This is a genomic window from Paraburkholderia sediminicola (genome assembly GCF_046026855.1).
Classification (GTDB): Bacteria; Pseudomonadota; Gammaproteobacteria; order Burkholderiales; family Burkholderiaceae; genus Paraburkholderia; species Paraburkholderia sediminicola_A.
Genome location: NZ_JAQQET010000024.1, coordinates 14,777 through 39,015, shown reverse-complemented (window position 1 = coordinate 39,015; position 24,239 = coordinate 14,777). Strand labels below are relative to the sequence as shown.

The window sequence follows — 24,239 nt, the reverse complement described above, 5'->3', positions numbered from 1 at the left end:
TAGCGCGCTGTCACATTCTGAACACGCCAAAACGCGTGTCTTCGATCGGTGCGTTCATCGTCGCCGAGAGGCCGAGACCGAGCACGTCGCGTGTCTGCGCCGGGTCAATCACTCCGTCGTCCCACAGACGCGCGCTCGCGTAGTACGGGTGCCCCTGATGTTCGTATTGCTCGCGGATCGGCTGCTTGAACGCCTCTTCCTCTTCCGCGCTCCACGAACCGCCCTTGCCTTCGATACCGTCGCGCTTGACCGTGGCCAGCACCGACGCCGCCTGCTCGCCGCCCATCACCGAGATGCGTGCATTCGGCCACATCCACAGGAAGCGCGGCGAATACGCGCGGCCGCACATGCCGTAGTTGCCGGCCCCGAACGAACCACCGATGATCACCGTGAATTTCGGCACTTTCGCCGTCGCCACGGCGGTCACCATCTTCGCGCCGTTACGTGCGATGCCTTCGTTTTCGTACTTGCGGCCCACCATGAAACCCGTGATGTTCTGCAGGAACACCAGCGGGATCTTGCGCTGACAGCACAGTTCGATGAAGTGCGCGCCCTTGAGCGCCGACTCCGAAAACAGAATACCGTTGTTCGCGATGATGCCGACCGGATGCCCCCAGATATGCGCGAAGCCGGTCACGAGCGTGGTGCCGTAGCGGGCCTTGAATTCGTCGAAAGCGGAATCGTCGACGATACGCGCGATCACCTCGCGGATATCGAACGGCTTGCGCGTGTCGACGGGAATCACGCCATACATGCTCTTCACGTCATAGCGCGGCGGCTTCGGTTCCTGCAACGCCACCGGCACCTGCTTCGTGCGATTCAGATTGCCGACGATGCTGCGCGCAATACCCAGCGCATGTGCGTCGTTCTGCGCGAGATGATCGACCACACCCGACAGACGTGTATGCACGTCGCCGCCGCCGAGGTCTTCGGCGCTTACCACTTCGCCGGTTGCGGCTTTGACGAGCGGCGGACCGCCCAGAAAAATCGTCCCTTGATTCTTGACGATGATCGACTCGTCGCTCATGGCGGGCACATAGGCGCCGCCTGCCGTACACGAGCCCATCACGACGGCGATTTGCGGAATGCCTGCCGCCGACAGATTCGCCTGGTTAAAGAAGATGCGGCCGAAGTGATCGCGATCGGGGAACACGTCATCCTGATTCGGCAGATTCGCACCGCCCGAGTCGACCAGGTAGACGCACGGCAAGTGGTTTTCGGCAGCGATTTCCTGCGCCCGCACGTGCTTTTTCACAGTGACGGGATAGTAGGTGCCACCTTTGACCGTCGCGTCGTTGCAGACGATCACGCACTCCTGCCCCGCGATCCGGCCGATGCCGGTGATGACGCCCGCGCCCGGCGCGTCGTCGTTGTACATGCCATTGGCGGCGAGTTGCGAGAACTCGAGAAACGGCGTGCCGGGATCGAGCAGTTTCTCGATACGCTCGCGCGGCAGCAGTTTGCCGCGGCCCGTGTGTTTGTCGCGTGCCGCCTGGCCACCGCCCAGCGCAAGTTTCTCGATCTTCGCGCGAAGATCGGCGACCAGTACTTCGAGCGCCGCCGCATTGGTGCGGAAGTCGTCCGAGCGCGGATTCAGCTTTGATTCGATGATCGGCATTGCTTGCTTTCTCCTGTGTCGACCCGAGTTAGTGCTTCAGCACTTACTCGGGTCCCATGCAGAGCGCTCCGATCCCATGCAAGGTGGTTGCTATCGCCGCTTCTTGCAGGCCTGCAGTGACGCTGCGCTGGGTCGTGCGTTGTAGTGCACCGTAGGCTGCAATGATCACGTGGTGGCTCCACAGTGATTCATTAAGCAGCGCGATGCGCGGTGCCGTGACTCAAGCCGTCTCAGCGAACAGTTCGCGGCCGATCAGCATACGGCGGATTTCACTCGTGCCCGCGCCGATTTCATAGAGCTTCGCATCGCGCCACAGACGGCCCACCGGATACTCGTTGATATAGCCATTGCCGCCGAGGATCTGAATCGCCTCGCCAGCCATCCACGTCGCTTTTTCTGCGGTGTAGAGAATCACGCCCGCGCAGTCCTTACGCACCTGGCGCACATGTCCGTTGCCGAGCGTGTCGAGTTGACGGCCCACTGCGTAGAGATACGCGCGACACGCTTGCAGCGTGGTGTACAGATCGGCGACTTTGCCTTGAATCAGCTGGAATTCGCCGATCGCCTGACCGAACTGTTTGCGGTCGTGGATATACGGCACGACTGCGTCCATGACCGCGACCATGATGCCGGTCGGGCCGCCGGCGAGCACGGCGCGTTCGTAATCGAGGCCGCTCATCAGCACCTTCACGCCGCCGTTCAGTTGGCCGAGGATATTTTCTTCCGGCACTTCCACGTTCTCGAACACCAGTTCACCGGTGTGGGAGCCGCGCATACCGAGCTTGTCGAGTTTTTGCGCAACCGAGAAGCCCTTCATATCTTTCTCGACGATAAACGCGGTAATACCGCGCGAATTCGCTTCGAGATCGGTTTTTGCATAGACGACGAGCGTGTCGCAATCCGGGCCGTTGGTGATCCACATTTTCGTGCCGTTCAGCACATAGTGATCGCCCTTCTTGTCCGCGCGCAGCTTCATGCTGACGACGTCAGAACCCGCGTTCGGCTCGCTCATGGCGAGTGCGCCGATGTGCTCACCGGAAACGAGTTTGGGCAGATATTTTTCCTTTTGTGCTGCCGTGCCGTTGCGATGAATCTGGTTGACACACAGATTCGAGTGCGCGCCGTACGAGAGACCGACCGATGCCGACGCGCGCGAGATCTCTTCCATCGCGATCATGTGCGCCGTGTAGCCCATATTCGCGCCGCCGTACTCCTCCGAGACCGTCATGCCGAGCACACCCAGGTCGCCGAATTTGCGCCACAGGTCCATAGGGAACTGGTCTGTACGATCGATTTCCGCGGCACGCGGAGCGATTTCTTTGGCAGCGAATCCCGCGATGCTGTCGCGCAGCATTTCGATTTCTTCGCCGAGCGGGAATTGCAAACCGGGCAGGTTGCTCATTGCTGTGTCTCCAGAGTTCGTTGGCGGCCGGCCAGCCTGGGTAGGTGCCGGCTCGTCTGAGTGCGACTCAGCGGACGACGGCAGCCTTATGGGCCACCCTCATCGCTCCGCACGAGACGCGAAACGTTCAAGGCGCATTTCACGCTAGATTTACGTAAGCGTCAATAGGTATTTTTGAGTGTCACTCAGAAATGGTCAGACTCAGTCCAGACAGTTCTATAGCGTGATAGGATCGTCGTCATGGGGCTATCGGCCCGACAAAACTGAACTGGACTCATATGACGGTTGCCTTGAAGGCTGAGTTACCTGCCTCGCGCCGCCAGCCGGCCGGGCGCAAGTCGCAGCAGCGCGTGAAGGAGATATTGCAGGCGGGGCGCGACGTGTTCTCCGAAAAGGGCTATGAGCGCGCGACGACGGCGGAGATTGCGCAGCGCCTGGGCATTTCCGAGGCGACCGTGTTCAGCTATTTCCGCGGCAAGCGCGAGTTATGCGCGCGGGTGATCGGCGACTGGTACGACGAAATCATTGAGGCAATCGAGTCCGGTTTGCCGCGTGATGGCAACGTGCGCCAGCAATTTGCTTTTATTGTGCGCACGCATTTGCGCTTGATGCTGGTCAATGGCACTGACCTGTGTGCTTTGGTGTTGTCCGAGGGCCGGGCTCGGCATCATGAGCTGAGTGAGGCGCTGACGGAATTACAGCGGCGGTATACGGCTCCCTTGATGCGGGTGTTGGCGCAGGGCCAGGAGACTGGGCAGATTCGGGCCGATATGCCATTGAGGCTACTGCGGTCGATGGTGTTCGGACCGATGGAGCATGTGCTTTGGGATGCCACTTTGGCTAATCGGCACATTGATATTGACGCTACCGCGGATCAGTTGATCGATGTTTTGTGGGCTGCGCTTATGCCGCCGGATTTGGCGGTTAGTGCTTTGCAGCAGTTCAGGGCTGAGGTGGCTGAGGCTAACCGGCGGTTTGAAAAGGCTGCACGTGGTGATGGTGAATAGTGGTTTTTTTGCCTGCGCGGCGCTTTGTTTTCTGGTTTGCCTGTGGCGTTAGGCATTGCTTGTTTCGTTGCCTGCGCGGCGCTTGATGTTTGTGGTTTTATGGTGTTGGCCTTTCCTTGAATTGTTATTGGTTTATTAGCGTCGCCCCTGTGCGGGGCAGGCACCTACTTCTCTTTGCCGCCGCAAAGAGAAGTAGGCAAGAGAAAGCGGCTCAAACCGCTAACTCTTAAGCGGGTCCCCTGGCGTGGAGGAGGTAGTGGTGCATCTGGAATCCGTGCCCTCGCCCATTCTGCATAAGTGACAAGGAAGTCATCAGCTCCCACTCCGCACTGCGTGCGTCGCGGATGGGTCTGCATGGGAAACCAGAGGCTTCGTTTGAACGTGGCGGAAGCCATCGGCTTCGCCTCTGCGAAACGCCCATGTATCCAAAAACAATCTCCGTTCGCGAATCAAAGTACAAAACCACAAACCGAAAAAACACGGTTGCCATGCCGGTGGCGGTGGCGGTGGCGGTGGCGGGCTACGATACTGAGCGAAGCGCAGGTACGAACACGTAGTGATCGGTTCTATGAGGTGCGCTTCGGCGCGCGCAGCGCCGCCGGAAGTATGACGCCCTTGTCACTAACGCCGAATGTGCGAGAACACAGATTCCAGATGCACCACTACCTCCTCCAAGCCAGGGGACCCGCTTATGAGCTAGCGGTTTGAGCCGCTTTCTCTTGCCTACTTCTCTTTGCGGCGGCAAAGAGAAGTAGGTGCCTGCCCCGCACAGGGGCGACGCTAATAGACCAATAAGAATTCAAGGAAAGGCCAACGCCGCAGGCATACAGACAAACAAAGCGCCGCACAGGCAAAAAACCAACCACAAACAAATACGCTAATCTACCCCTCCCGGCGGAGCCCCAACGAGGATCAACGAGGATCAACGAGGACCAACAAAATGCCATCAGCAAAAACCGGACAAATCCGAATCGGCATAGGCGGCTGGACCTATGCCCCCTGGCGAGGCACCTTCTACCCAACAGACCTCACGCAAAGCCGTGAACTCGAGCACGCGAGCAAAAACCTCACCTCCATAGAAATCAATGGCACCTTCTACGGCTTGCAAAAACCGTCAAGCTACGAAAAGTGGTACCAGGAAACGCCGGAAGATTTCGTCTTCTCGCTAAAAGCCCCCCGCTACGCAACCAACAGAAAAGTCCTGGCAGACGCCAACGAAACCATCGAACGCTTCCTCGCCAGCGGCCTGCTTCTGCTAAAACAGAAGCTCGGCCCAATCAACTGGCAATTCGCAACCACCAAAAAGTTCGACCCGGAAGACTTCGAGGCCTTCCTGAAACTGCTGCCCGCCAGCATAGAAGGCCAAAAACTACGACACGCAATCGAAGTCCGCAACGACACCTTCAAGACGCCCGAATTCATCGCGCTAGCCAGAAAGTACCAAGTCGCCATCGTGCTCGCAGCCGACAGCGACTACCCGCAAATCGCCGACATCACCGCGCCATTCGTCTACGCCCGCATCATGGGTACAAGCGACAAGGAGGCCAAAGGCTACTCGGCCCAAGCCCTCGACGCCTGGGTCGAACGCGCCCGCCAGCTCGCCGCTGGCACGACACCGGACGACCTGGAAACATCAGCCGCCGCCCCCGCAAAAACCACGGCGCGCGACGTCTACCTCTACGTCATCAGCGGCTTCAAGGAACGCAATCCGGCAGCCGCCATGGCGCTGATCAAACGCCTCGAATAACGGTCATCCGGCCCGCACGCGCGAGTGTCATAATCCTGGCAGCTAACCAATGCACCGACGCAACACTCACACATTCAGGCCGTGAGACCACCCCAATACCCAAAGTCCGGGAGAATATTTTGAGCGCCATCGACAATCCTTTGCACGATCAGGAAGTCGGCTCGGCCGACGCCACCCAGGACACCACCCGTATCGACGACGTTCGTATCGGCGCGGTGCGTCCGCTGATTTCGCCCGCCCTGCTGCAGGACGAGTTGCCTGTGCCGCCCTCCGTGCAGACGCTCGTCGAGAAAACCCGCGCGGAAATCGCCGACATTCTGCACGGCCGTGACGACCGGCTCGTGATGATCGTCGGTCCGTGTTCAATTCACGACCACGATCAGGCGATCGAATACGCACGCAAGCTCAAGGTCGCGGCACAGACCTACAAGGACGATCTGCTGGTCGTCATGCGCGTTTACTTCGAAAAACCGCGCACCACGGTCGGCTGGAAAGGGTATATCAACGACCCACGTCTCGATGGCAGCTTCCGCATCAACGAAGGGTTGCGTCTCGCACGACAACTGCTGCTCGACATCAATGGTCTCGGCTTGCCCACGGCCACCGAATTTCTCGACTTGCTCAGCCCGCAGTACATCGCGGATCTGATCGCGTGGGGCGCTATCGGCGCGCGCACAACGGAGAGCCAGAGTCACCGGCAGCTCGCGTCAGGGCTGAGTTGCCCGATCGGCTTCAAGAACGGCACGGACGGCGGCGTGCAAATCGCCGCAGACGCGATCGTTGCGGCGCGCGCAAGTCACGCGTTCATGGGTATGACCAAGATGGGCATGGCTGCGATCTTCGAAACGCGTGGCAATGACGACGCGCACGTTATCTTGCGCGGCGGCAAGAAAGGGCCGAATTACGACAGTGCCTCAGTTGAAGCAACCTGCGCTGCGCTCAAATCGGCAGGCCTGCGCGAACAGGTCATGATCGATTGTTCGCACGCGAACTCAGGCAAATCGCATTTGCGTCAACTCGACGTGGTGCAGGATCTGGCGCAGCAACTCTCGCAGCGCGAGCGCCGCATTGTCGGCGTCATGCTTGAAAGTCATCTGGAAGAAGGCCGTCAGGATCTGAAGGCCGATGTGCCGCTGCGTTACGGCGTATCGATTACGGACGCCTGCGTGAGCTGGGCGCAAACCGAACCGGTGCTCGAGACGCTGGCGGAGGCGACCCGGAAGCGACGCGCGGGCTGAACTCGCCAACGCGGCCTGCACGATCTCGCGCAACCAACAACCTCAACCGACGGCTGGGAGGCGAGCGTGCATGACGCAAACCAGAAGCAAAAAACCACGGCTATGCACCATAAGGCACCCTACACGCCGCACCAACCACCGATCTAACACCCTCACCGGGGTTGGGCAGCGCGTAGTTCCTCACGCCCGATGCATCGGGCGCCGCGCTGCTTTAGCAGCGCGCGTGGATGCTCCAGCGCAAGGCGCGTTGCATTACGACGCGTTGACGGCTTCCTTGAATGCCTTGCCGGCGGTGAACTTCACCGTCTTGGCTGCCGCGATCTGGATCTCGGCACCCGTCGACGGATTGCGGCCCACGCGTGCTGCGCGCGCGCCGGTCGAGAAAGAACCGAAACCGACCAGTTGCACCGTATCGCCACCCACCACGGCTTTGGTCACCGCTTCGACGATAGCGTCGATGGTTTGGCCGGTGGCCGCTTTGCTTTCGCCTGTCGCTGCGGCGACTGCATCAATCAGTTCCTGTTTGTTCATAGCACTTCCCGTATGGTAATCATGGAACGGCGCCACGTCTGTTGCGCCGGGACCGACACACTAACGCATAGGCGCGTATTCGCGCAAACCTTGGGTGTAAGCCTTGTATCACCCGCCCAGCGGCAATTTGACGATTTTTTGTCCTAAAGTGCCATAAGAATCGTGCGCTTACGTATTTCTCCCGCTTTACGGCTGTCCATGGCGTATCACAATCCGTTGCAATTTCAGTGCTTTAGCGGTGGCAAAGCAGCTAGAGCCACGCTTTTTAACTATGTTATGGCGGACCACAAAGATTTGGCATTCAGTACTGCGCCATGCTCAGCAATAAAAAATCCGGCAAGGATAAAACAATGAAAATTCTCCATATTGCAACATGAACGACGCCCGCCTGGTCTTGTCCAGTCGAGGCGATGTGTAAATCTCGCACAAGCCGTGCACGGCACAAATGACCCGCAACCGGCTCTCTCCCCGGGCGTATTTACCGCTCATTTAAACCCCCGCGCTCTATTTCCACCGAAACGCCCTCAAGGTCTCGCCCGCGCTGCCGATATACAAAGCTGCGTGTGCGGCGCAAACGTTACAAGGACGGGAATGGTACGGTTACCCAGATTGAGGGAAGCGCTGTCGGTCGCGGAAGGTGACCCAGAACTCGTGCGCTCGCAACTTCAGGCATTCGGCCGTCAGATACCGTTGCTCTATTTCATTCTGCTGGTGAACACGCTCGCTGTCACCGTCACGCATCTGGGATCGGCGCCGGCATGGTTGTCCATCTACTTCCCGGGGATGCTCTGCACGCTGTGCATCGTCCGTTGCGTGCGCTGGTGGCGCGTCCGGCACCGGGTTCTGACGCACGACAAGGCCGTGCCCGAACTGCGCAAACTGATCCGGCTCGCAGGCATCTTCGGCGTCGCCTTCAGTACCTGGTCGCTCCTGCTGTTTCCCTACGGCACCGCCTATGAGCAGGCACAAGTCGCGTTTTACATGGCGACGACGCTGGTCGGCTGTGTGTTTTGCCTCATGCATCTCCGAGCGGCCGCCCTGCTCCTGCTCTCAATCGTCATCCTAAGCTTTTCGACGTTTCTGATTTCCACACGCTCTCCTGTCTTCATCGCGATGGCCGTCGACATGACGTTAGTCGGCGTCGCACTCGCCTTTATCATCGAACTGTATTACCGAAGTTTCGCCGGCGTGGTGCACGCGCAGCGCGAATTGCAGGTGAGCCAGCAGAAAACGCAAAGACTCAGCGACGACAACTTCCGGCTCGCAAGCATCGACAGCCTGACCGACCTGCCCAACCGGCGCAGCTTCTTCGCCTCGCTGCGCGCGCTATCGGAACAGGCGCTCAGCACGGGTGGCGGCTTCAATGTCGGATTGATCGATCTCGACGGCTTCAAACAGGTCAACGATATCTATGGGCACGCAAGCGGCGACCTCGTGCTGCAGGAAGTCGGCGTGCGACTGCTGGCGCTCGCCGAGCCCGGCATTTTCTTCGCGCGCCTCGGCGGCGACGAATTCGGCGTGCTGGCCCAGCACAAACTGGCAAACGAGACACTTGTCGAGTTGGGTGAGCGCATCTGCGAAACGCTCACCCAACCCTATCGGGTGGCCGGCAATGTCGCCGAACTGACAGGAACGATCGGCTGGGCAGCGTTTCCGGAAGCGGGCACAACCGTCCAGCAGGTTTTTGAACGTGCCGACGCTGCCTTGTACGTCGGCAAGGAAAGCCGCCGCGGCACGCCGGTGATCTTCTCGACGGAACATGAAACACGAATCCGGCGCTCGAGTCTCGTCGCCCAGGAACTCCGCCATGCGGACCTGGAGTCCGAACTGTTCCTCGAGTTTCAGCCAATTTACGATGTGCTCACGCAACGCACCATTGGCATGGAGGCACTCGGGCGATGGCACAACGAGCGGCTAGGCGCGGTCGGGCCGGAGGAATTCATTCGGATTGCAGAGCGTACCGATCTGATTCTGCGTGTCACCGAAGTTCTGCTGCGCAAAGCGCTCGCGGAAGTATCGCGCTGGCCGTCCGATCTCTACCTGTCGTTCAATCTCTCCGCGATTGATATTTCGACTTCGCCGCGCGCTCGCCGCCTGATCGATATCGTGCTGGACAGCGACGTACCGGCGCATCGCATGAACTTCGAGATCACGGAAACCGCGGTGACGCGCGATTTCGAGCAGGCCCACTGCTCGCTTACGATGATCAAGCAAGCCGGCTGCCACGTCTCACTCGACGATTTCGGCACTGGCTATTCGAGCCTCAGCTACGTCCATCGCCTACCCTTCGATACGATCAAGATCGACCGCAGCTTCATGACCGACGTGGATTCCAATAGCGCGTCGAAGAAGATCGTCAAATCGGTGCTCGATCTGTGCAGGAATCTCGGGCTCGAATGCATCGTGGAAGGACTCGAAACGTCATCGCAGGCCGACGTCGTCAAGGCGCTGGGCGCTCGCGCGATGCAGGGCTATCTGTTCGGCAGACCGATGCGCGCGAGCGCCGTCTCGACCTATTTGCAGACGACGTTCGGTCAAGGTCACGTCGTAGAGACATAGGCGCTCTGCGCCCACGTCTCGCGCGGATCAGCAACGCACGCGCGAGACACGGACAAGGCACGCGCGAGACACGCGTGCACGACACGGCATGACTAGCGCGGCACAGCGCCGTATTCCAGCTTCGGATACCAGTCGCTGCCGCGGCCGCCGGGCGTCATGTCGAGCACCGTCCAGAGCGGCATCACATCGGGGGCGCCGCGTGGATCCTGGCCCGGGTCCGCTGTCGAAGGGCCCATTTCGGCGGCCCAGAAATGCCGCACCGTGTTGCCTGAACGCGTGAACACGTTGAACGCAGGATTATCGCCGCCGCCCGGATCTTCCGCGGCGTAGTCGCGGTTAAAAGTATTCCCGCCCGACGAATACAGCCGCAGATGCCGCCAGCCGCGCTCTTTTTTGAACGCCACCAGCCTGTCGATCGGCGAGCGGCCGATCACGGCAAATGCGACGCGCTGCAATATGTCGGGCATTTCACCGTCGTAAGCGCTCAGGAGCGAGGTGCACATCGGACAGGGTCGCGCGCGCTGCGGACCAAACATCCAGTTGTAGGTAACAAGGGTGTCATGCGCGCCGAACATCTCCGACAGCGTCACCGGGCCTGCCTCGCCCTCGAAGCGATAGTCCTGCGGCACGGCACCGCCAGGCGGCAACGCACGGCGCTGCACGGCCACGCGTTCGATATGTCGGCGCAATTCGATTTCTTCGGCCAGCAGGTCGTTGCGCGCTCGGCGATATTCCACACTCTCGCCCGGAAACCGGCGAGGCGAGTCAGCCAGCAACCGGGCCGGTTTCAGCGTTTGTGCGGATGGGTCTACGTCAGTCATCAGCCACCTCCTCTTGCGATAAAAAGGATAAAGGGCACGATAGCGGCGCGATGCCGTGCGTCGCAAACGCAAACGCAAACGCATTTTCGCCCCTATATAGCCACGACGAACGGCGTGCCGGCAAATCGACAACGCCGGTGAATTTTTTTGCGGGCCGTCCTGCAAGGGCTTTCGAGCGATTCCGTTCGACATGCGGACGAGGCGTGGACAACCCTTAACGGCACATGGACACCCACGGACCACGATCGAAACCGCATTGCAAGGTATCCTTTCGCGAAACAGCATGCGCGCGCCAGCGCGCTATTGCACCGTCACGGTGCCCGCCGCGCCGCCCTTGGGGATGCACCATGCCGCTTCGTCTGCCACCTCTGCCAGCGCTTCGCTTCTTCGAGGCGGCCGGCAGGCATCAAAGTTTCAAGCTCGCCGCAGCGGAACTGAACGTCACGCCAAGCGCGATCAGTCACGGTATCGTCGGTCTGGAGCAGTCGCTCGGCGTCGAACTGTTCGTGCGCGAGCCGCGCGGAATTTCGCTCACAGCGACGGGCGTCGATTATCTGTCGTACGTATCCGAAGCGTTTTCGCTGATCGCGATCGGCACGCAGCGGCTGCCGAACCACCGGGCGAATCGCCCGATCGCGCTGAGTTGCGCGCCCACGCTAGCCTCCCGGTGGCTGCTGCCGCGCCTCGCCGCCTTTCGCACGCGCTGGCCGCATGCGAACGTCACCGTCGATACCTCGCACCGTCAGGTCGGCTTTCCCGTCGACGGTTTCGATTTCGCCATTCGCCTGAGCCGCGCCCCGGTCGCTGGGACCGCCTGGACGCGTCTGTTCAGTGAACGCCTGGTGCCGGTGTGCAGCCCTGCTTACGTGGATAATCTGCGCGACGAACATGGCAACGTCGATCTGGGCCGCGCGACGCTCATTCACGTGAACTCGGCGAGCGAGGATTGGGAGGCATGGTTCGACGGGGTCGCCTTAGACGGGGTCGCCTTAGACGGGGTCGCCTTAGACGGTATCGAGTTGAACGACGGCTTGCGCGTCGACACAATCCAGCTTGCTTTCGAAGCCGCGAGCATGGGCCTCGGTGTCGCGCTCGGCAGACGGCCGCTGGTGGACCGCGATCTCGCGAGCGGTACGCTCGTCGAGGCCTGCCCACAAACGATCGCCTCCTCCACGGCCTATTGGCTGGTGTCCGCGCAAAACACGGAGAGCGCGGAGCATCGCCCGGAACTGTTCGACTTCAAACAGTGGCTGCTCAGCGAAGCCGCACCGTTCGACGACCCATCAGTTGCTGCCGACACGGGATCGCGCCGCCCCAACCACTGAACCGAGCAATTAGCCTACCGCCAACCTGAACAGGTGAGCCGCGCTCACCTGTCGTCAAAGTCTTTTCCTTTGCTGCTTCTGACGCTCGCTGCGACCATGGTGTCGAAGGAGATCAGAACCATGTCCACGACAAATAGCAAACGCTTCGCCTTCCCATTGAGTCAAACGACGCTCGTGATCCTCGCCGGCGCGCTGATTCTGAGCGCCGCCATGGGCATCCGGCAGACCTTCGGCCTCTTCATCGGGCCGTTCTCGTTCGACCGCGGCCTGCCCGTCACGCTGATCGCTTTCGCCATCGCGCTGCACAACCTGGTGTGGGGCTTCGCGCAACCATTCGCGGGCGCCGCCGCGGACCGCTATGGCTCGGCTCCGGTGGTCGCGTTCGGCGCGACAACCTTTGCAGCGGGTCTGGGCGTCGCCGCCGTAGCACCGTCGGGCCCGATGCTGATTGTCGGCATGGGGCTGCTAGTCGGCATCGGCGTGAGTTGCACGACGTTCGGCGTGGTGTTGCCGGCGGTCGGCCGCATCGCTTCTCCGGAAAAACGCAGTATGGCGATGGGTCTGGTCAGCGCAGGCGGCTCGGCAGGACAGGTGTTGCTGATCCCGCTCGTGCAGAGCATCCGGCTCAGTTCGGGCATCGCCACCTCGCTCTTTGTGCTGGCCTTCCTGATGCTGCTGGTCGCGCCGCTCGGCATCGTGCTCGACCGCCGTCAAAGTGTCGGCACGCGAGTCCAGGAAGCGCCCGCCGCGCCGCTTCGCAAGGTACTCGCTCTGGCGGTCCGGCATCGCGGATATCGACTCCTGACGCTCGGCTTCTTCACTTGTGGATTTCAACTCGCGTTCATCTCCACCCATCTGCCTGAATATCTGACGCTCTGTCATATGCCTGTCGGGCTGGGCGCCACGGCGCTCGCACTGATCGGCCTGTTCAACATGGCGGGCAGTTGGGGGTGCGGCTGGCTCGGCGGCCGGTTCCGCCAGCACCATGTGCTCGGCTGGCTTTATCTGATTCGAAGCGTGACGATCGGCACCTTCTTCCTTCTGCCTAAGACCTCCACGTCGGTCGTCATCTTCGCGGCCATGATGGGGCTGACCTGGCTCGGAACCGTGCCGCTCACGAGCGGAGTCGTGGCAAAGGTGTTTGGCACGCGGCACCTCGGCAGTCTCTTTGGAGTCTGCTTTCTGAGCCACCAGATCGGCTCGTTTCTGGGCGCCTGGCTAGGCGGCCTGGTGTTCGATCTGACTGGTTCGTATTCGCTGCTGTGGGAAGCGACGGTCGCGTCCGGACTCATTGCCGCGATACTGCACTTCCCGATCGACGACGCCGCGGTCAGCACACCAGCAATGCGCTCCGAGCCGGTGGGGGCATGAGGGTGAACCTGTGAGCATGCGGACGGGCGTGGATGCGTAGGCGCGTGGCAAGCATCCGCACCCACGCCCTAATCCACAGCAATTGCTCCGATGCTATTTTCGCGGCACGTCAGCCGCTGCTTTCGGCACGCGTCCCATCAGATAGAACTCGTCATTTGGACGCATTGAAATGACGTTGGCCATCCGGTTCGACAAACCGAAAAAAGCCGTGATGGCCGCGATATCCCACACGTCTTCATCGGAAAAGCCGTGCTCACGCAGCGTTTGAAAATCGGCATCGTCGACGGTCCCGGATTCGCGGCAGACTTTCAGCGCGAAGTCGAGCATCGCCTTCTGACGCGCCGTGATATCCGCCTTGCGATGATTGACGGCCACCTGATCCGCCAGCAACGGCGCCTTTTCGTAAATGCGCAGAATCGCGCCATGTGCGACGACGCAATACAGGCACTGATTCACTGCACTCGTGGCGACGACAATCATCTCGCGCTCGCCCTTGGTTAATCCGCCTTCTTTCAGCATCAACGCATCGTGGTACGCAAAAAAAGCGCGGAATTCGTCTGGCCGATGCGCCAGCGTCAGAAATACGTTCGGAACAAAACCGGCTTTCTCCTGCACTTCCAGAATGCGGGCGCTGATGTCGTCAGGCCACTCACCCGGCTCGGGCACGGGGTAGCGGCTGATCGGTTGAAGATTTGTCATGCGGTGTCTCCGTTGTATCTGTATGTGCACGACGATTGTAGCGAACTTCGACTCGCTGCCGTCCGGGTCAATCTGGCGCTTTGCTCCGAGCTGAACAGCCACCGGAATAGACTGCACAAGGGCACCGCGGCACGGTCAATCGCTCCATCCCTCGAATATTTGCAGGTACTCGGCCCGCCCCGCAGCGCCCTTTCGCCAACCTGTGCTTAAATCCACATTGGTACTGCTGTGTTCGTACCGGCTGGCTGAACGACCCGCACGGGCGGCGGCCACCCGGCAGGAACCGGCCATGCATGACGTGTTCGCAACGCACGCCGGCTAGGCGCCAACTGTTCCAAATCCTTTCATTGCATCAAGAGGAGCGTGGTTGTGTGGCATTTTCCGGTTGCTATTCCACCCTCGCTGGGTGTGTGGGCCGTGTTCATGAGCGTGCTCGTCACGCAACTCGGCCTGCCGATTCCGGCGGCGCCGATGCTGATCCTCGGCGGAACCATGGCCGCGATGGGACAAACCTCGTATGCCAGCGTCATTGGCGCCGCCGTCTGCGCAACGCTGCTGGCGGACTCGCTCTGGTTCTTCACCGGGCGAACGTACGGCCGGCGGTTGCTGAATCAACTGGTGCGCTTCTCGCTCTCGCTCGACACCACCGTGCGCGTCGCACGCAATACCTATGAACGATACGGCGCGCCGATTCTCACCGTCGCCAAGTTCCTGCCCGGCCTCGGTCTGATCTCCGCGCCCCTGCTCGGTACCACGCCAATCAACGTCGGCGTGTTTCTGCTGTGGGATTTTGTCGGCGCGGTGCTGTGGGCCGGCGTATGGGTGATAGGCGGCGCAGCACTGCATGATCAGATCGTGCAGCTCGTTCTGCTCGTGCGCCACAACGGCGGCACGATTTTCGACGCGTTCGCGGCGATCTTCGTTGCCGTGCTCCTCTATCGCTACGTGCGCCGCTGGCAGTTTCGCCGCTGGCTCGCGCATGTACGCATTTCGCCGGACCAGCTCGATGAACTGATGAAGTCCAATGAGCCGCCGCTGATCCTCGATGCGCGGCCGCACAGCATCCGCGCGAAAGAATCGCACCGGATTGTGGGTGCGCAGTTGCTGGATCTCGATTCACCCGAGCCACTGCATCCCGAGTTGCTGAAGCGGCCGATTGTCGTCTACTGCGTGTGTCCCAACGAAGCAACGGCCAAGCGGATTGTCACCCAGTTGCATCGGAAGAATATCCATCACGTAAAAGCGCTTAAGGGCGGCCTCGACGCGTGGGAAAAACGCGGCTATGCGGTCGAGCCGCTGCCGCCCGACTTCGAGACGGCGATGGCCCATATGTCGGAAGACGAGGGCAATGAAGGCGAATACACCGTACGGGCGAGATTGGCGAAGTGACTTCGCGCGCCACCGCCTGGCGCGGAGGAAAAAGCTTGCAGCCTTTGCTTCGTTAGCGCTGCAGCCGCACGAGCACCTGATCAGATCTTCGCCGTAAACGTCAAACCGAAGACGCGCGGGTCGCCGTACAACACCGGATACGCGCCATAAGACGGTAACAGCTCCAGCTTTTTATAGACCTTGTTGGTCAGGTTCGTCACGTAGCCGGTCAGAATGTATTTCTGATTCGAAGACACGTACGATACGTGCGCATTCATCACCGTATAGCCTGCCTGCCACAACTGCGGCACGGTTTGACGCGTCGCGCTGAAATACTCGGTGCTGCGATAGTTGATATCGCCACCGACTGCAATCGAGCCCACCTGCAGCGGCACGCGGTACTCACCGCCAACATCGATCGTGGTGTGTGGCGAGCGTGCGAACGAATTGCCCACTGCGGTCGGCACATTGGCAAACTCGGTAAAGCGTGTGTTCAACAGACCGACGTTGGCGAACAGATAGAGGCTGTTGAGCGGCTGCGCCTTCAATTCAAGTTCGAAACCATCGGCACGCCCCTGCCCTGCGCTCGACAATGTGGACACCGGTGCACCGCCTAACGGATTTGGCGCGAGAGCGAAGACCTGAATGTCGCGGTAGTCGTAATGGAAGACGCTCGCGTTGGCGGTCAGGCGCTTGTCGAACCATTCGCTCTTGATGCCGGCTTCGTAGTCGGTCAGATATTCAGGCGTAACCGTCGACACGGTGCTTTGCGTATAGGCACTGCCGTTGTAGCCGCCCGAACGGAAGCCGCGTGCATAGCGGATATAAGCCCGCACGTTATTGCTGATCGCGTATTCGGGCGTCAGATCCCACGTCGGCGCACGCCACGTGTTGGTCTGATTCTGCCGCGCGCTCACCGCGAGCGGCGACGTGATCGACGACGGATCCCACCAGTTGCTCACATCGCTGAACGAAACGGGACCGCTATTCTGCAAACCGGTCAGATTGATCGTCTTGCGTTCGATCGTATAGCGCAGGCCGCCGGTCAGGTTGAAGCGATCGGTAAAGCGATACTTCACGCTGCCGAACACCGCGGCGCTTTGCGTGTGCTGGGTCAGTTCGGTCAGGTGGTAATAGGTGGCCGCCGGACCACCCGGTGCGTCCGGCAAGCCGCCACCAGCCCCCTCTTCGCTCAGTTCCTCCGTGAAAAAGTGTGCCCCTGCGATCCAGCTCAGCCGGTCATTCTGCGGCGACTCGAGACGAAACTCCTGCGAGAACTGATGCGACGAAAGCGTATCGTGCGAACGCGCCGCGTCGTAGGGCGAGTAGTCTTCATCGTCCTGGTACCAGCGGTTCAAACCTTCCAGCGCGGTAATCGAGGTCAGCGTCAGCGCGCTGTTGATATGCCAGTGCGCGGTCAGCGAGCCACCATAAGAAGCAATATGATCGCTCGACGGCGCATTCAACGAGACCGTGCCCGGATCGCTTGAGCCAACGAAGCCAAACTGGTTCGAGCCGTTAGCGGCGGCCCCCTGTGCGTGCCATGGGTCACCACCGCCGGTGTAATTGCGGCCGTGGACGTTCAGCAGGAAATCTGAATTCGAGGTCGGCACCGCAAGTAACTGGAAGCGCACCGCGTTGTCGTGAAAACCGCCGAAGCGGCCGCCCGCCTCCGTGTTGGTGTAAAAACTGTCGCCGTTCTCGTGATACACCGAAATGCGGGCCGCCAGCACGTCGTTGCTGCCGATCGGACCGCCGATCGCGGCTTCGGCAAGCCGGTTGTTGTACTGGCCGAAGCCCACCTTCCCATAGCCGTCCACGTCGAACGTCGGCTTCTTCGAGGTCAGGCTGACCGCACCGCCGATCGTATTCTTGCCCCACAGTGTGCCCTGCGGCCCGCGCAGCACCTGAATATTGTCGAGGTCGAAGAGCGGAAAGCCCTGGCCGAACACGCTGTTGATATAAACGTCGTCGAAGTAGACGCCGATCGGGCTCAGCGACAGATCCGACGGATCGTTGCTGCCGACGCCGCGCAGGAACCAGCGGGGCCGTTCACGTCCTTCGGTGGACTGCGCCGTGAAGTTCGGCACGTACTTGGTGATGTCGTTGACGACTCGCAATTCGTTGTTCTTGATGCTGTCGCCGCTCAACGCGGTGACGGCGACCGGCACTTCCTGAATGCTTTCCTTGCGTCGGCGCGCGGTGACCGTGACCGCTCCCAGATTCGTGTCGGGTGCGGCCTTGCTCGCGCTTTTCGCCTTCGGCTTTGCCTGTACCGCCGCACCGGCCGCGTCGGCTGAAGCATCGTTTGCCGCGTTATCCGCAGCCCATGCCGGCGACATCAGCACACCACCAGCAAGCACTCCCCCGAGCGCAACGACGAGTGTTTTTCTCTTGAACATTGACTTCGCTATCCTTATTCAATTGTTGTTTGATTGCGCCCGCAACCGAGTGTTTTCCTTCGTGCGCGAGCGATGCGGCACGCATGGAGTGCTCTATTGCAAGTCGGATGCCAGGCGAAGCGGTCTGTCACACAAGGGTTGCGTGAACGAAGCGAGTGGTAATTGCTGCTGGCGCACCCGTGAAGTGGTGTTGGGGTGTTGCATGTGCAGCACCCCAACTCAGGGACGGCTACTGATCGGGAAAATTCGCGCGAATGATCCGCAAGGTTCGCTCTGTGAGAGCGTGATGCCACCTTCGAGATGGGCAACTTGAACGCGGCGAGGCGACCGCGATCAGAACGATTCGACACCTTCCATCACGATGCCGAATCTGTTTTTCAGATTAAATCGCTACCGGGCTCACCGGTTCAAATCAGATAGCGAGGCGACGTAACGATGTGATTGCGCGAGCGCGCGTGGATCGATCCACGCGTGAATATCGAAATCCGCCGGCAGAAAGTCCCATTCCACCAGGAAGCCTTTGAAATCGTCGAGCGCGGCGATCGACGTGTCGTCGAGATCCGTACGCAAGCGTTGATGCACGTCGTCGCCATAAGCGAGACGCAACCAGTCGTCGCCCGAACCCGTTTCGCGGCCCAGATAACCGAGCACTTCCTGCTTGTGCTCGCGCGCCCAGCCGTCCACGTCGATCACGCGCGCCAGAAACCGGCTGACGATCTCCGGATGATTCTCGAGTGTGGCCGCATTGACCGTCAACGGCCGTGGCGAGCCGTTGTTGATGCGAACCTTCGGCTCTGGATGAAAGCCGATGTCGACGATGATCCGCGCGCCGATCAGGTAAGCACTCTCCAACCCGAGCGATCCCTTCACATAAATCGCATCGACTTCACCTCGCACCAGCGCCGCGATTTCCGCCGAATAAAGACGACGACTGCTCACACTGCCCGGATTGCTGAAGGTCGCCGCGGGCAGCGCGCCGCCATCCGCACGCTCGCGCACGCCGGCCGCCGCGATGTCGACCAGTTCGACATCGCGCGCGGACAAACCCTCGAGCTCCAGCACGCTGACAAAACCGCGCAGCGCCGCCGCGCGGAAAATATCGATCCGCTCGCCCGCGCGCTTCGGCAGGCCAACGCGGCGTCCACGCAAGTCTTTCGCCGTGCGGATGCCGGAGTCAGGCAGCGCAACAATTGCTTGCGCTTCGTCGACCCACGTCAGCGCGATCACGCGAGTATCGGCTCCGGCGGAACGCGCCCACAACGCCGGGATACTGCCGCCCTGGCGAAACGAATTGTTCAGCGTGTGATCAATATGCGAGGCACGCTGCGCCGCATGCTGCGTTTCCTGTAGCGAGCGCACGGTGATGCCATCGCGCGCGAATTCGTCGTCGAGCCAGCCGAGATGCGCGGCAATGCCGAGCGGTGTCGGCACCGGGCAGCGCGTGTACCAGATCGACTGGATGTTGTCTGAAGCCGAAGTGCTCATATGTTGTTCCGATAAGGAGTCGCGAAGTCGCGTGTCTGCCGTGATTAGCCGTGGCTAACCGTTATTGGCCGTCAGCACCGATAGCCTGCTGATGCCGGCGTGCTCGATCGCCGCCATCAGCCTGGCCACCGTGCCGTAAGGCACGCCCTCGTCAGCCTGCAGGTTGAGCGCGACGTCCGGGTTGTTCGCCTTGAGCGCCGACAGCTCGGCGCCGATCAGGCGCAGATCGGTGGGCCGCTTGTCGAGGTACACCACGCCCTTCGCGTCCACACTGACGGTCACGGCCGGCTTCTGATCAGCGGGCGCCGTGGCGACCGTCCTGGGCAGATTCACGTGCACCGCGTTGTTGAGCAGCGGCGCGGTGACGATGAACGCAACCAGCAGCACCAGCATCACGTCGACGAGCGGCGTGATGTTGATTTCGCTCAGCACTTCATCGTTATCGGAAGAGGATGAGAAGGCCATTATGCGAACGCCTCGTTGACGGTCTTCAGGCTCGGTTGCGCACGCGCCGCCGTGCCCTGCACACGGAATCCGGCCTTCTGCGCGAGCGTGACGAAATCGGTTGCGAAACCGTCGAGGTCAGCGGAGGCCGCTTTCACGCGGCGCACGAAGAAGTTGTAGGCAAGCACCGCCGGCACTGCGACCGCGATGCCGACGCCCGTCGCTACCAGCGCTTCACCGATCGGCCCTGCCACCACGTCGATGCTGGCCGACGCGCTGTGCGTGATCGCCGTCAGTGCGTGAATGATGCCGAACACGGTGCCGAACAGGCCGACAAACGGCGCAGTGCTGCCGATCGAGGCCAGCACCGCGAGACCTGCTTCGAGGCGGCGGCGCTCGTTCTGGATCTGCTGGCGCAGGTGGCGCTCCAGCAGATCGTGGCGGCTCCAGCTATGTTCGAGATCCTGACCATTGCCTTCGTCGGCGCGTTGCAAGGTCTCGAATCCGGTCGCGGCGACGCGGCCCACCGGGCTCACGCCGGGTTCCAGCGTGGCTGCCGCGTGGAAACTGCTGGCCGCCCAGAACTGCTTTGCGAAGCGCCGGCTCTGCACGCTTGCGCGTACGCTTTGCACGGCCTTGACGAGAATGAGCGTCCACGTCACCACCGAGAAAATCCCCAGCAGCCAGAGCGCGCCCTGCACGATGAAAGTCGTTGAAATACCATTCATGATGATTGATTCCTTTTTGGTGCGATATACGGTTCGAAATCCATATCCGGTGTTGAACAGAAAGCATGCGATTCGTCCGTCATGCGGACAACACGCTTCAGCCCAGCTTGAAGTCGATAGGCACGTTGACCCAGCCGTCGACCGCTTCGTCTCCCCGTTTGGCCGGCACGAAACTCCAGCGCCGGACCGCGGCCACCGCGGCGTCGTCGAGCATCTTGCGGCCGCTGCTGGTCCTGATATCGACCGAGTCAGGTTTGCCACTTGGCAGTACATGCACGCGCAGCAGCACGCGCCCTTCCCACCCCTGGTCCTGCGCGATCGGCGGATAGTCGGGCGCCGGGTTGTGCAGATACGCGGCGTTGCCGATCGGCGCGGTTTCAGCCGCCGGTGGCGCGGCGGGCGCCGGTGCGACTGGTGCCGGGGTATGCGCGACAGCGGTGTCGGCCGGTGTCGTCGCTTGCGGCGGCGGGGCCACGAGCGGCGTGAGTGCAGGCGAAGGCTTCGGCGCCAGGGCACGCGTCAGCGGGCGTGGCGGCTGCGCTTGCTGTTTGACCGGCTGCGGCGTGGGCGGCGGCGCCTGCCTGGCTTGCGGCAGCGGAACCGGCGGCCGCGTCAGCTCCACCGTCATCGGCAGGGGTTTGGGCGGCACGACAGGCACGCGTGATTCCACGCGTCCATGACTCGCCACCAGCATGAATCCCGTGTGCAACGCGAGGATCAACAACGCGGCAGCGCCGATCTCACCCCATGTCCTGCGCGTCGCTCGGACCTCATGCTCCGCCGCAGGCGCGCGCTGCGTCAGCGGCTGCGGCGGCAGTGGCGCAAACGCAGGCACGTTCGAACGGCGCACCGCCGAGCCGCTCCAGCGCGCCGCATGACGCCGCGCCTGCGTACCCGCACTCTCCATTGTCAGAAACGTCACGCTTCACTCCTTACTGGTTTGCGCGTCGCGCGAGGACGCTCCACACTAGGCGACCCATGCGCGGCGATATTTCGATACCTCGGTGTACGGCTGCGGCTCGATCCATGCGCGCGCATCGAAGTCGTGCTCGAGGAAACCCCATTCGAACAGGAAGTCCTTGAACGCAACGAGACCGTCGATCGAAGTCTGCGCGAGATTGGTTTCCAGATGCCGGTGCACTTCGCTGCCATACGCATAGCGCACCCACTCGTTGGACGAACGAGTCTCACGGCCGATATAGGCAACGGTCTCGGCCGCATGCTTCGTCGCCCAGTCTCCGGCCGCCACCACCACCGATACGAACCGGCTGACCAGATCGGGGCGTTCGTCGATGAGTGCCTGATCGACCGTCAACGTGCGCGGCGTGCCGTTGCCGATGCGCACCAGCGGATCGGGATGCGCGCCCAGATCGATCACCACGTGCGCGTCGATCAGATGTACGGTTTCCAGTCCGGCCACGCCCTTCACGAAGATCGCATCGACATCGCCACGCACTAGCGCCGCCACTTCAAGACCGTATTCATGCGGCCCACGAAACGGCGATTCATTGCCGGGCGCCACCCCAAGCTTGCCGATCGCAATCCGCGCTTCACCAGCGTCGCGCGCCGGCTCCGGTAGATCGACCCATTGCGCGTCGCTATGCCCGAGGCCTTCAAGTTCGAGCGCAGTAAGAAAACCTTTGAGCGCAGCAGCGCGCCAGAAGTCAATGCTGATTGCGTGCTGCGGCAGACCCAGACGCCGTCCGCGCAGATCGCGCGAATGACGAATGCCACTGCGCGGCAGGGTAACAATCGCCTGGAATTCATTGGTCCACGAGAGGCCGACGACCCGCGTCGCCGCGCCTCGCGAACGCGCCCACAGCGCCGGGATATTGCCGCCCTGGCGAAACGACGACGGCAGGCTGTGATCGAAATGCGACTCGCGTTTGGCAGGCTCGCGGGTCTCCTGCAGCGATTTCAGGGTGATGCCATCCGGTCCGAACTCCTCGTCGAACCAGCCGCGGTGAACGGCTATGCCGAGCGCGGTCGGCACGGGACAGCGGGTGTACCACAGTGCAGTGGACGTCGCGGCTTGCGCAACGGTTGTACTCATCGTTGAATTCCTTGGTTGTTGTTGTGCACAGGCTTGATCGCCGTTGCCTTACGCGTGTGCGACTCGCAGCGCCGCCGCGGTCCTGCGCGCATCGATCGCCCCCGCTACCAGCGGCAGGACCTCCTCGCCGACGCGGTACGCTTCTTCCAGATGCGGGTTGCTCGCCAGAATGAAGGTTGATACGCCGATGCCCACGTACTCGGCGAGCCGCTCCGCGACCTGCTCGTGGCTGCCCACGATCACGCAGCCCGGGCCGCCGCGAATCTTCGACATGCCGGCCCACAGGTTCGGCCCCACGATCAGATCGTCGAAATGCTGGGTGTTGCCCTGATGCAGCGCGAACTGCCGCTTCGCGCCAACCGACTCCGAATCGCCGACGCCAACCGTGCGCCGCGCGCCACCCAGTTGCGTCGAGTCGCTGACGGTGGCGAACATCTGCCGCAGTTCGGCCCATGCCTGTTCTTCCGTTTCGCGCGCGAGGATGTCGATGCGCATGCCGAAGCGCAGATCGCGCTCGGCGTTTTGCGCGTCGAGCGCCTGGCGCGCGCGGTCGATCACCTCCTTCTGTTTGGCAAGCGGCTCGCCCCAACTCAGATGTACGTCACCGTGTTTCGCGGCCACCGCCATCGCGGCATCGCTGGCGCCAGCCAGATAAATACGCGGCACAGGTTGGCTGGAGAGCGGCGCGACCAGGCCACCTGCTTCGACCTGATAGAAGCGGCCCTTGTGCGTGTAGGGCTCACCGGCGGAATAACCCTTCACCACGTCGAGAAATTCATCGGTGCGCGCGTAACGGCTGTCGTGATCGATAAAGTCGCCATACGCGCGCTGGTCCGCCCCGCCACCGCCCGTCACGATGTTCCACTCCACACGGCCGCGGCTGATCCGCTGCAGGCTGGCCGCCATTTGCGCCGCATACGCCGGATGCATGAACCATGGCTGCATCGCAATCAGCAAACGCAGATTGCGGGTCTCGCGCGCGAGCGCCGCAGCCACCACCCACGGCTCCTCAGTAAAGCGGAAGATCGGAATCAACGCGCCGTGAAAGCCGACCAGATCCGCTGCGCGCGCCACCTGGGACAGATAGTCGATATAGCCAAAATCGTCGCTATCCGTTTTCGGCGCGACGCGCGAGGCCGTCTGGTTATTCCACTCGCCACGGGTATGCCGGTCGTGGGCGCGTCTGCCATCGCCGTGCATCGGCAAGCGCCACAGAAATTCGACAGCCATTGATCTGCTCTCCTTGGTGTTAGCGTCGGGCCGGCCACGCGATGACGCGTGCCGTAACCGGTTCGGCACCTCTCTAAGCACGGCCTATGCCAATGGCAAGAAAGAGGCCTTCGATCGGCACGCGATGCGCGATGGCCGCAAGCGTTGCGGGCGCTTCGGCTTGCGTCGATCCGGGCGTGGGCAGCCTGCGCACAAGCTGCTGCATCAACAC

The 24,239-nt window shown here is 61.5% G+C and carries 20 protein-coding genes; 7 read left to right on the top strand and 13 right to left on the bottom strand.

What is annotated here, in order from left to right; translation table 11 throughout:
* Window positions 1-10 precede the first annotated feature (10 nt).
* Both PQR40_RS24820 and PQR40_RS24815 read right to left on the bottom strand, forming a co-directional pair.
* Window positions 11-1,618, bottom strand: a complete 1,608-nt coding sequence (locus PQR40_RS24820; protein WP_408337608.1) for a carboxyl transferase domain-containing protein — start codon at window positions 1,616-1,618, stop codon at window positions 11-13.
* Window positions 1,619-1,838: 220 nt separating this feature from the next.
* A complete protein-coding gene (locus PQR40_RS24815) occupies window positions 1,839-3,020 on the bottom strand; it encodes an isovaleryl-CoA dehydrogenase (RefSeq protein WP_408226600.1) in 1,182 nt (393 codons plus the stop codon).
* A 278-nt stretch (window positions 3,021-3,298) separates the two neighbouring features.
* On the opposite strand from PQR40_RS24815, the gene PQR40_RS24810 reads away from it, so the two are divergent.
* From PQR40_RS24810 to PQR40_RS24800, 3 genes are all read left to right on the top strand, one after another.
* A complete protein-coding gene (locus PQR40_RS24810; protein WP_408226597.1) occupies window positions 3,299-4,027 on the top strand; it encodes a TetR/AcrR family transcriptional regulator in 729 nt (242 codons plus the stop codon).
* A 940-nt stretch (window positions 4,028-4,967) separates the two neighbouring features.
* Window positions 4,968-5,774, top strand: a complete 807-nt coding sequence (locus PQR40_RS24805; RefSeq protein ID WP_408337606.1) for a DUF72 domain-containing protein — start codon at window positions 4,968-4,970, stop codon at window positions 5,772-5,774.
* Between the two features lie 119 nt (window positions 5,775-5,893).
* Window positions 5,894-7,012: a 3-deoxy-7-phosphoheptulonate synthase gene (locus tag PQR40_RS24800; RefSeq protein WP_408389839.1), complete on the top strand. Its 1,119-nt coding sequence runs from the start codon at window positions 5,894-5,896 to the stop codon at window positions 7,010-7,012.
* Window positions 7,013-7,264: 252 nt separating this feature from the next.
* Here the strand turns inward: PQR40_RS24800 and PQR40_RS24795 are convergent, their stop codons facing one another.
* Window positions 7,265-7,543 carry an HU family DNA-binding protein gene (locus PQR40_RS24795; RefSeq protein ID WP_006049832.1) on the bottom strand — a complete coding sequence of 93 codons (279 nt, stop codon included), beginning with the start codon at window positions 7,541-7,543 and terminating at the stop codon, window positions 7,265-7,267.
* Between the two features lie 591 nt (window positions 7,544-8,134).
* On the opposite strand from PQR40_RS24795, the gene PQR40_RS24790 reads away from it, so the two are divergent.
* Complete coding sequence (locus tag PQR40_RS24790) at window positions 8,135-10,102, top strand: putative bifunctional diguanylate cyclase/phosphodiesterase (protein ID WP_408226588.1); 1,968 nt, start codon at window positions 8,135-8,137, stop codon at window positions 10,100-10,102.
* A gap of 92 nt (window positions 10,103-10,194) precedes the next feature.
* Here the strand turns inward: PQR40_RS24790 and PQR40_RS24785 are convergent, their stop codons facing one another.
* Window positions 10,195-10,923 carry a DUF899 family protein gene (locus PQR40_RS24785; protein ID WP_408226584.1) on the bottom strand — a complete coding sequence of 243 codons (729 nt, stop codon included), beginning with the start codon at window positions 10,921-10,923 and terminating at the stop codon, window positions 10,195-10,197.
* A 347-nt stretch (window positions 10,924-11,270) separates the two neighbouring features.
* Here PQR40_RS24785 and PQR40_RS24780 point away from each other — a divergent pair, with 347 nt between their 5' ends.
* Entirely contained in the window at window positions 11,271-12,248 is a 978-nt protein-coding gene (locus tag PQR40_RS24780) for a LysR substrate-binding domain-containing protein (RefSeq protein WP_408337598.1), read from the top strand.
* A 120-nt stretch (window positions 12,249-12,368) separates the two neighbouring features.
* Complete coding sequence (locus tag PQR40_RS24775) at window positions 12,369-13,619, top strand: MFS transporter (RefSeq protein ID WP_408510028.1); 1,251 nt, start codon at window positions 12,369-12,371, stop codon at window positions 13,617-13,619.
* A gap of 93 nt (window positions 13,620-13,712) precedes the next feature.
* Here the strand turns inward: PQR40_RS24775 and PQR40_RS24770 are convergent, their stop codons facing one another.
* Window positions 13,713-14,318 (bottom strand): peroxidase-related enzyme, encoded by a 606-nt coding sequence (locus PQR40_RS24770; protein WP_408337594.1) that lies wholly within the window; start codon window positions 14,316-14,318, stop codon window positions 13,713-13,715.
* Between the two features lie 369 nt (window positions 14,319-14,687).
* On the opposite strand from PQR40_RS24770, the gene PQR40_RS24765 reads away from it, so the two are divergent.
* Window positions 14,688-15,707 (top strand): VTT domain-containing protein, encoded by a 1,020-nt coding sequence (locus PQR40_RS24765; RefSeq protein WP_408389829.1) that lies wholly within the window; start codon window positions 14,688-14,690, stop codon window positions 15,705-15,707.
* An 80-nt stretch (window positions 15,708-15,787) separates the two neighbouring features.
* Here PQR40_RS24765 and PQR40_RS24760 read toward each other — a convergent pair whose 3' ends face one another.
* The 8 genes from PQR40_RS24760 to PQR40_RS24725 form a co-directional block, all read right to left on the bottom strand.
* The gene (locus PQR40_RS24760; protein WP_408510027.1) at window positions 15,788-18,088 is read right to left on the bottom strand and encodes a TonB-dependent receptor; all 2,301 of its coding nucleotides are present in this window, start codon (window positions 18,086-18,088) and stop codon (window positions 15,788-15,790) included.
* A 399-nt stretch (window positions 18,089-18,487) separates the two neighbouring features.
* Window positions 18,488-19,573, bottom strand: coding sequence for an ABC transporter substrate-binding protein (locus PQR40_RS24755; protein ID WP_408226566.1), 1,086 nt, complete (start codon window positions 19,571-19,573; stop codon window positions 18,488-18,490).
* Window positions 19,574-19,627: 54 nt separating this feature from the next.
* Complete coding sequence (locus PQR40_RS24750) at window positions 19,628-20,038, bottom strand: ExbD/TolR family protein (RefSeq protein WP_408226563.1); 411 nt, start codon at window positions 20,036-20,038, stop codon at window positions 19,628-19,630.
* Window positions 20,038-20,745 (bottom strand): MotA/TolQ/ExbB proton channel family protein, encoded by a 708-nt coding sequence (locus tag PQR40_RS24745; protein WP_408226560.1) that lies wholly within the window; start codon window positions 20,743-20,745, stop codon window positions 20,038-20,040. Before PQR40_RS24745 ends, PQR40_RS24750 begins: the two co-directional genes overlap by 1 nt.
* 97 nt (window positions 20,746-20,842) lie before the next feature.
* Window positions 20,843-21,667 carry an energy transducer TonB gene (locus tag PQR40_RS24740; protein WP_408510026.1) on the bottom strand — a complete coding sequence of 275 codons (825 nt, stop codon included), beginning with the start codon at window positions 21,665-21,667 and terminating at the stop codon, window positions 20,843-20,845.
* Window positions 21,668-21,712: 45 nt separating this feature from the next.
* Window positions 21,713-22,798, bottom strand: a complete 1,086-nt coding sequence (locus PQR40_RS24735; RefSeq protein ID WP_408226554.1) for an ABC transporter substrate-binding protein — start codon at window positions 22,796-22,798, stop codon at window positions 21,713-21,715.
* 48 nt (window positions 22,799-22,846) lie between these two features.
* Window positions 22,847-24,028, bottom strand: coding sequence for an LLM class flavin-dependent oxidoreductase (locus PQR40_RS24730; RefSeq protein ID WP_408226551.1), 1,182 nt, complete (start codon window positions 24,026-24,028; stop codon window positions 22,847-22,849).
* Between the two features lie 73 nt (window positions 24,029-24,101).
* Entirely contained in the window at window positions 24,102-24,233 is a 132-nt protein-coding gene (locus PQR40_RS24725; protein ID WP_408226548.1) for a hypothetical protein, read from the bottom strand.
* Window positions 24,234-24,239: the final 6 nt, after the last annotated feature.

Coding starts and splice junctions, on each gene's coding strand:
- PQR40_RS24820 (WP_408337608.1), bottom strand. CDS start 1,618: ATGCCGATCATCGAATCAAAGCTGAATCCGCGCTCGGACGACTTCCGC.
- PQR40_RS24815 (WP_408226600.1), bottom strand. CDS start 3,020: ATGAGCAACCTGCCCGGTTTGCAATTCCCGCTCGGCGAAGAAATCGAA.
- PQR40_RS24810 (WP_408226597.1), top strand. CDS start 3,299: ATGACGGTTGCCTTGAAGGCTGAGTTACCTGCCTCGCGCCGCCAGCCG.
- PQR40_RS24805 (WP_408337606.1), top strand. CDS start 4,968: ATGCCATCAGCAAAAACCGGACAAATCCGAATCGGCATAGGCGGCTGG.
- PQR40_RS24795 (WP_006049832.1), bottom strand. CDS start 7,543: ATGAACAAACAGGAACTGATTGATGCAGTCGCCGCAGCGACAGGCGAA.
- PQR40_RS24790 (WP_408226588.1), top strand. CDS start 8,135: ATGGTACGGTTACCCAGATTGAGGGAAGCGCTGTCGGTCGCGGAAGGT.
- PQR40_RS24785 (WP_408226584.1), bottom strand. CDS start 10,923: ATGACTGACGTAGACCCATCCGCACAAACGCTGAAACCGGCCCGGTTG.
- PQR40_RS24780 (WP_408337598.1), top strand. CDS start 11,271: ATGCCGCTTCGTCTGCCACCTCTGCCAGCGCTTCGCTTCTTCGAGGCG.
- PQR40_RS24775 (WP_408510028.1), top strand. CDS start 12,369: ATGTCCACGACAAATAGCAAACGCTTCGCCTTCCCATTGAGTCAAACG.
- PQR40_RS24770 (WP_408337594.1), bottom strand. CDS start 14,318: ATGACAAATCTTCAACCGATCAGCCGCTACCCCGTGCCCGAGCCGGGT.
- PQR40_RS24760 (WP_408510027.1), bottom strand. CDS start 18,088: ATGTTCAAGAGAAAAACACTCGTCGTTGCGCTCGGGGGAGTGCTTGCT.
- PQR40_RS24755 (WP_408226566.1), bottom strand. CDS start 19,573: ATGAGCACTTCGGCTTCAGACAACATCCAGTCGATCTGGTACACGCGC.
- PQR40_RS24750 (WP_408226563.1), bottom strand. CDS start 20,038: ATGGCCTTCTCATCCTCTTCCGATAACGATGAAGTGCTGAGCGAAATC.
- PQR40_RS24745 (WP_408226560.1), bottom strand. CDS start 20,745: ATGAATGGTATTTCAACGACTTTCATCGTGCAGGGCGCGCTCTGGCTG.
- PQR40_RS24735 (WP_408226554.1), bottom strand. CDS start 22,798: ATGAGTACAACCGTTGCGCAAGCCGCGACGTCCACTGCACTGTGGTAC.
- PQR40_RS24730 (WP_408226551.1), bottom strand. CDS start 24,028: ATGGCTGTCGAATTTCTGTGGCGCTTGCCGATGCACGGCGATGGCAGA.
- PQR40_RS24725 (WP_408226548.1), bottom strand. CDS start 24,233: ATGCAGCAGCTTGTGCGCAGGCTGCCCACGCCCGGATCGACGCAAGCC.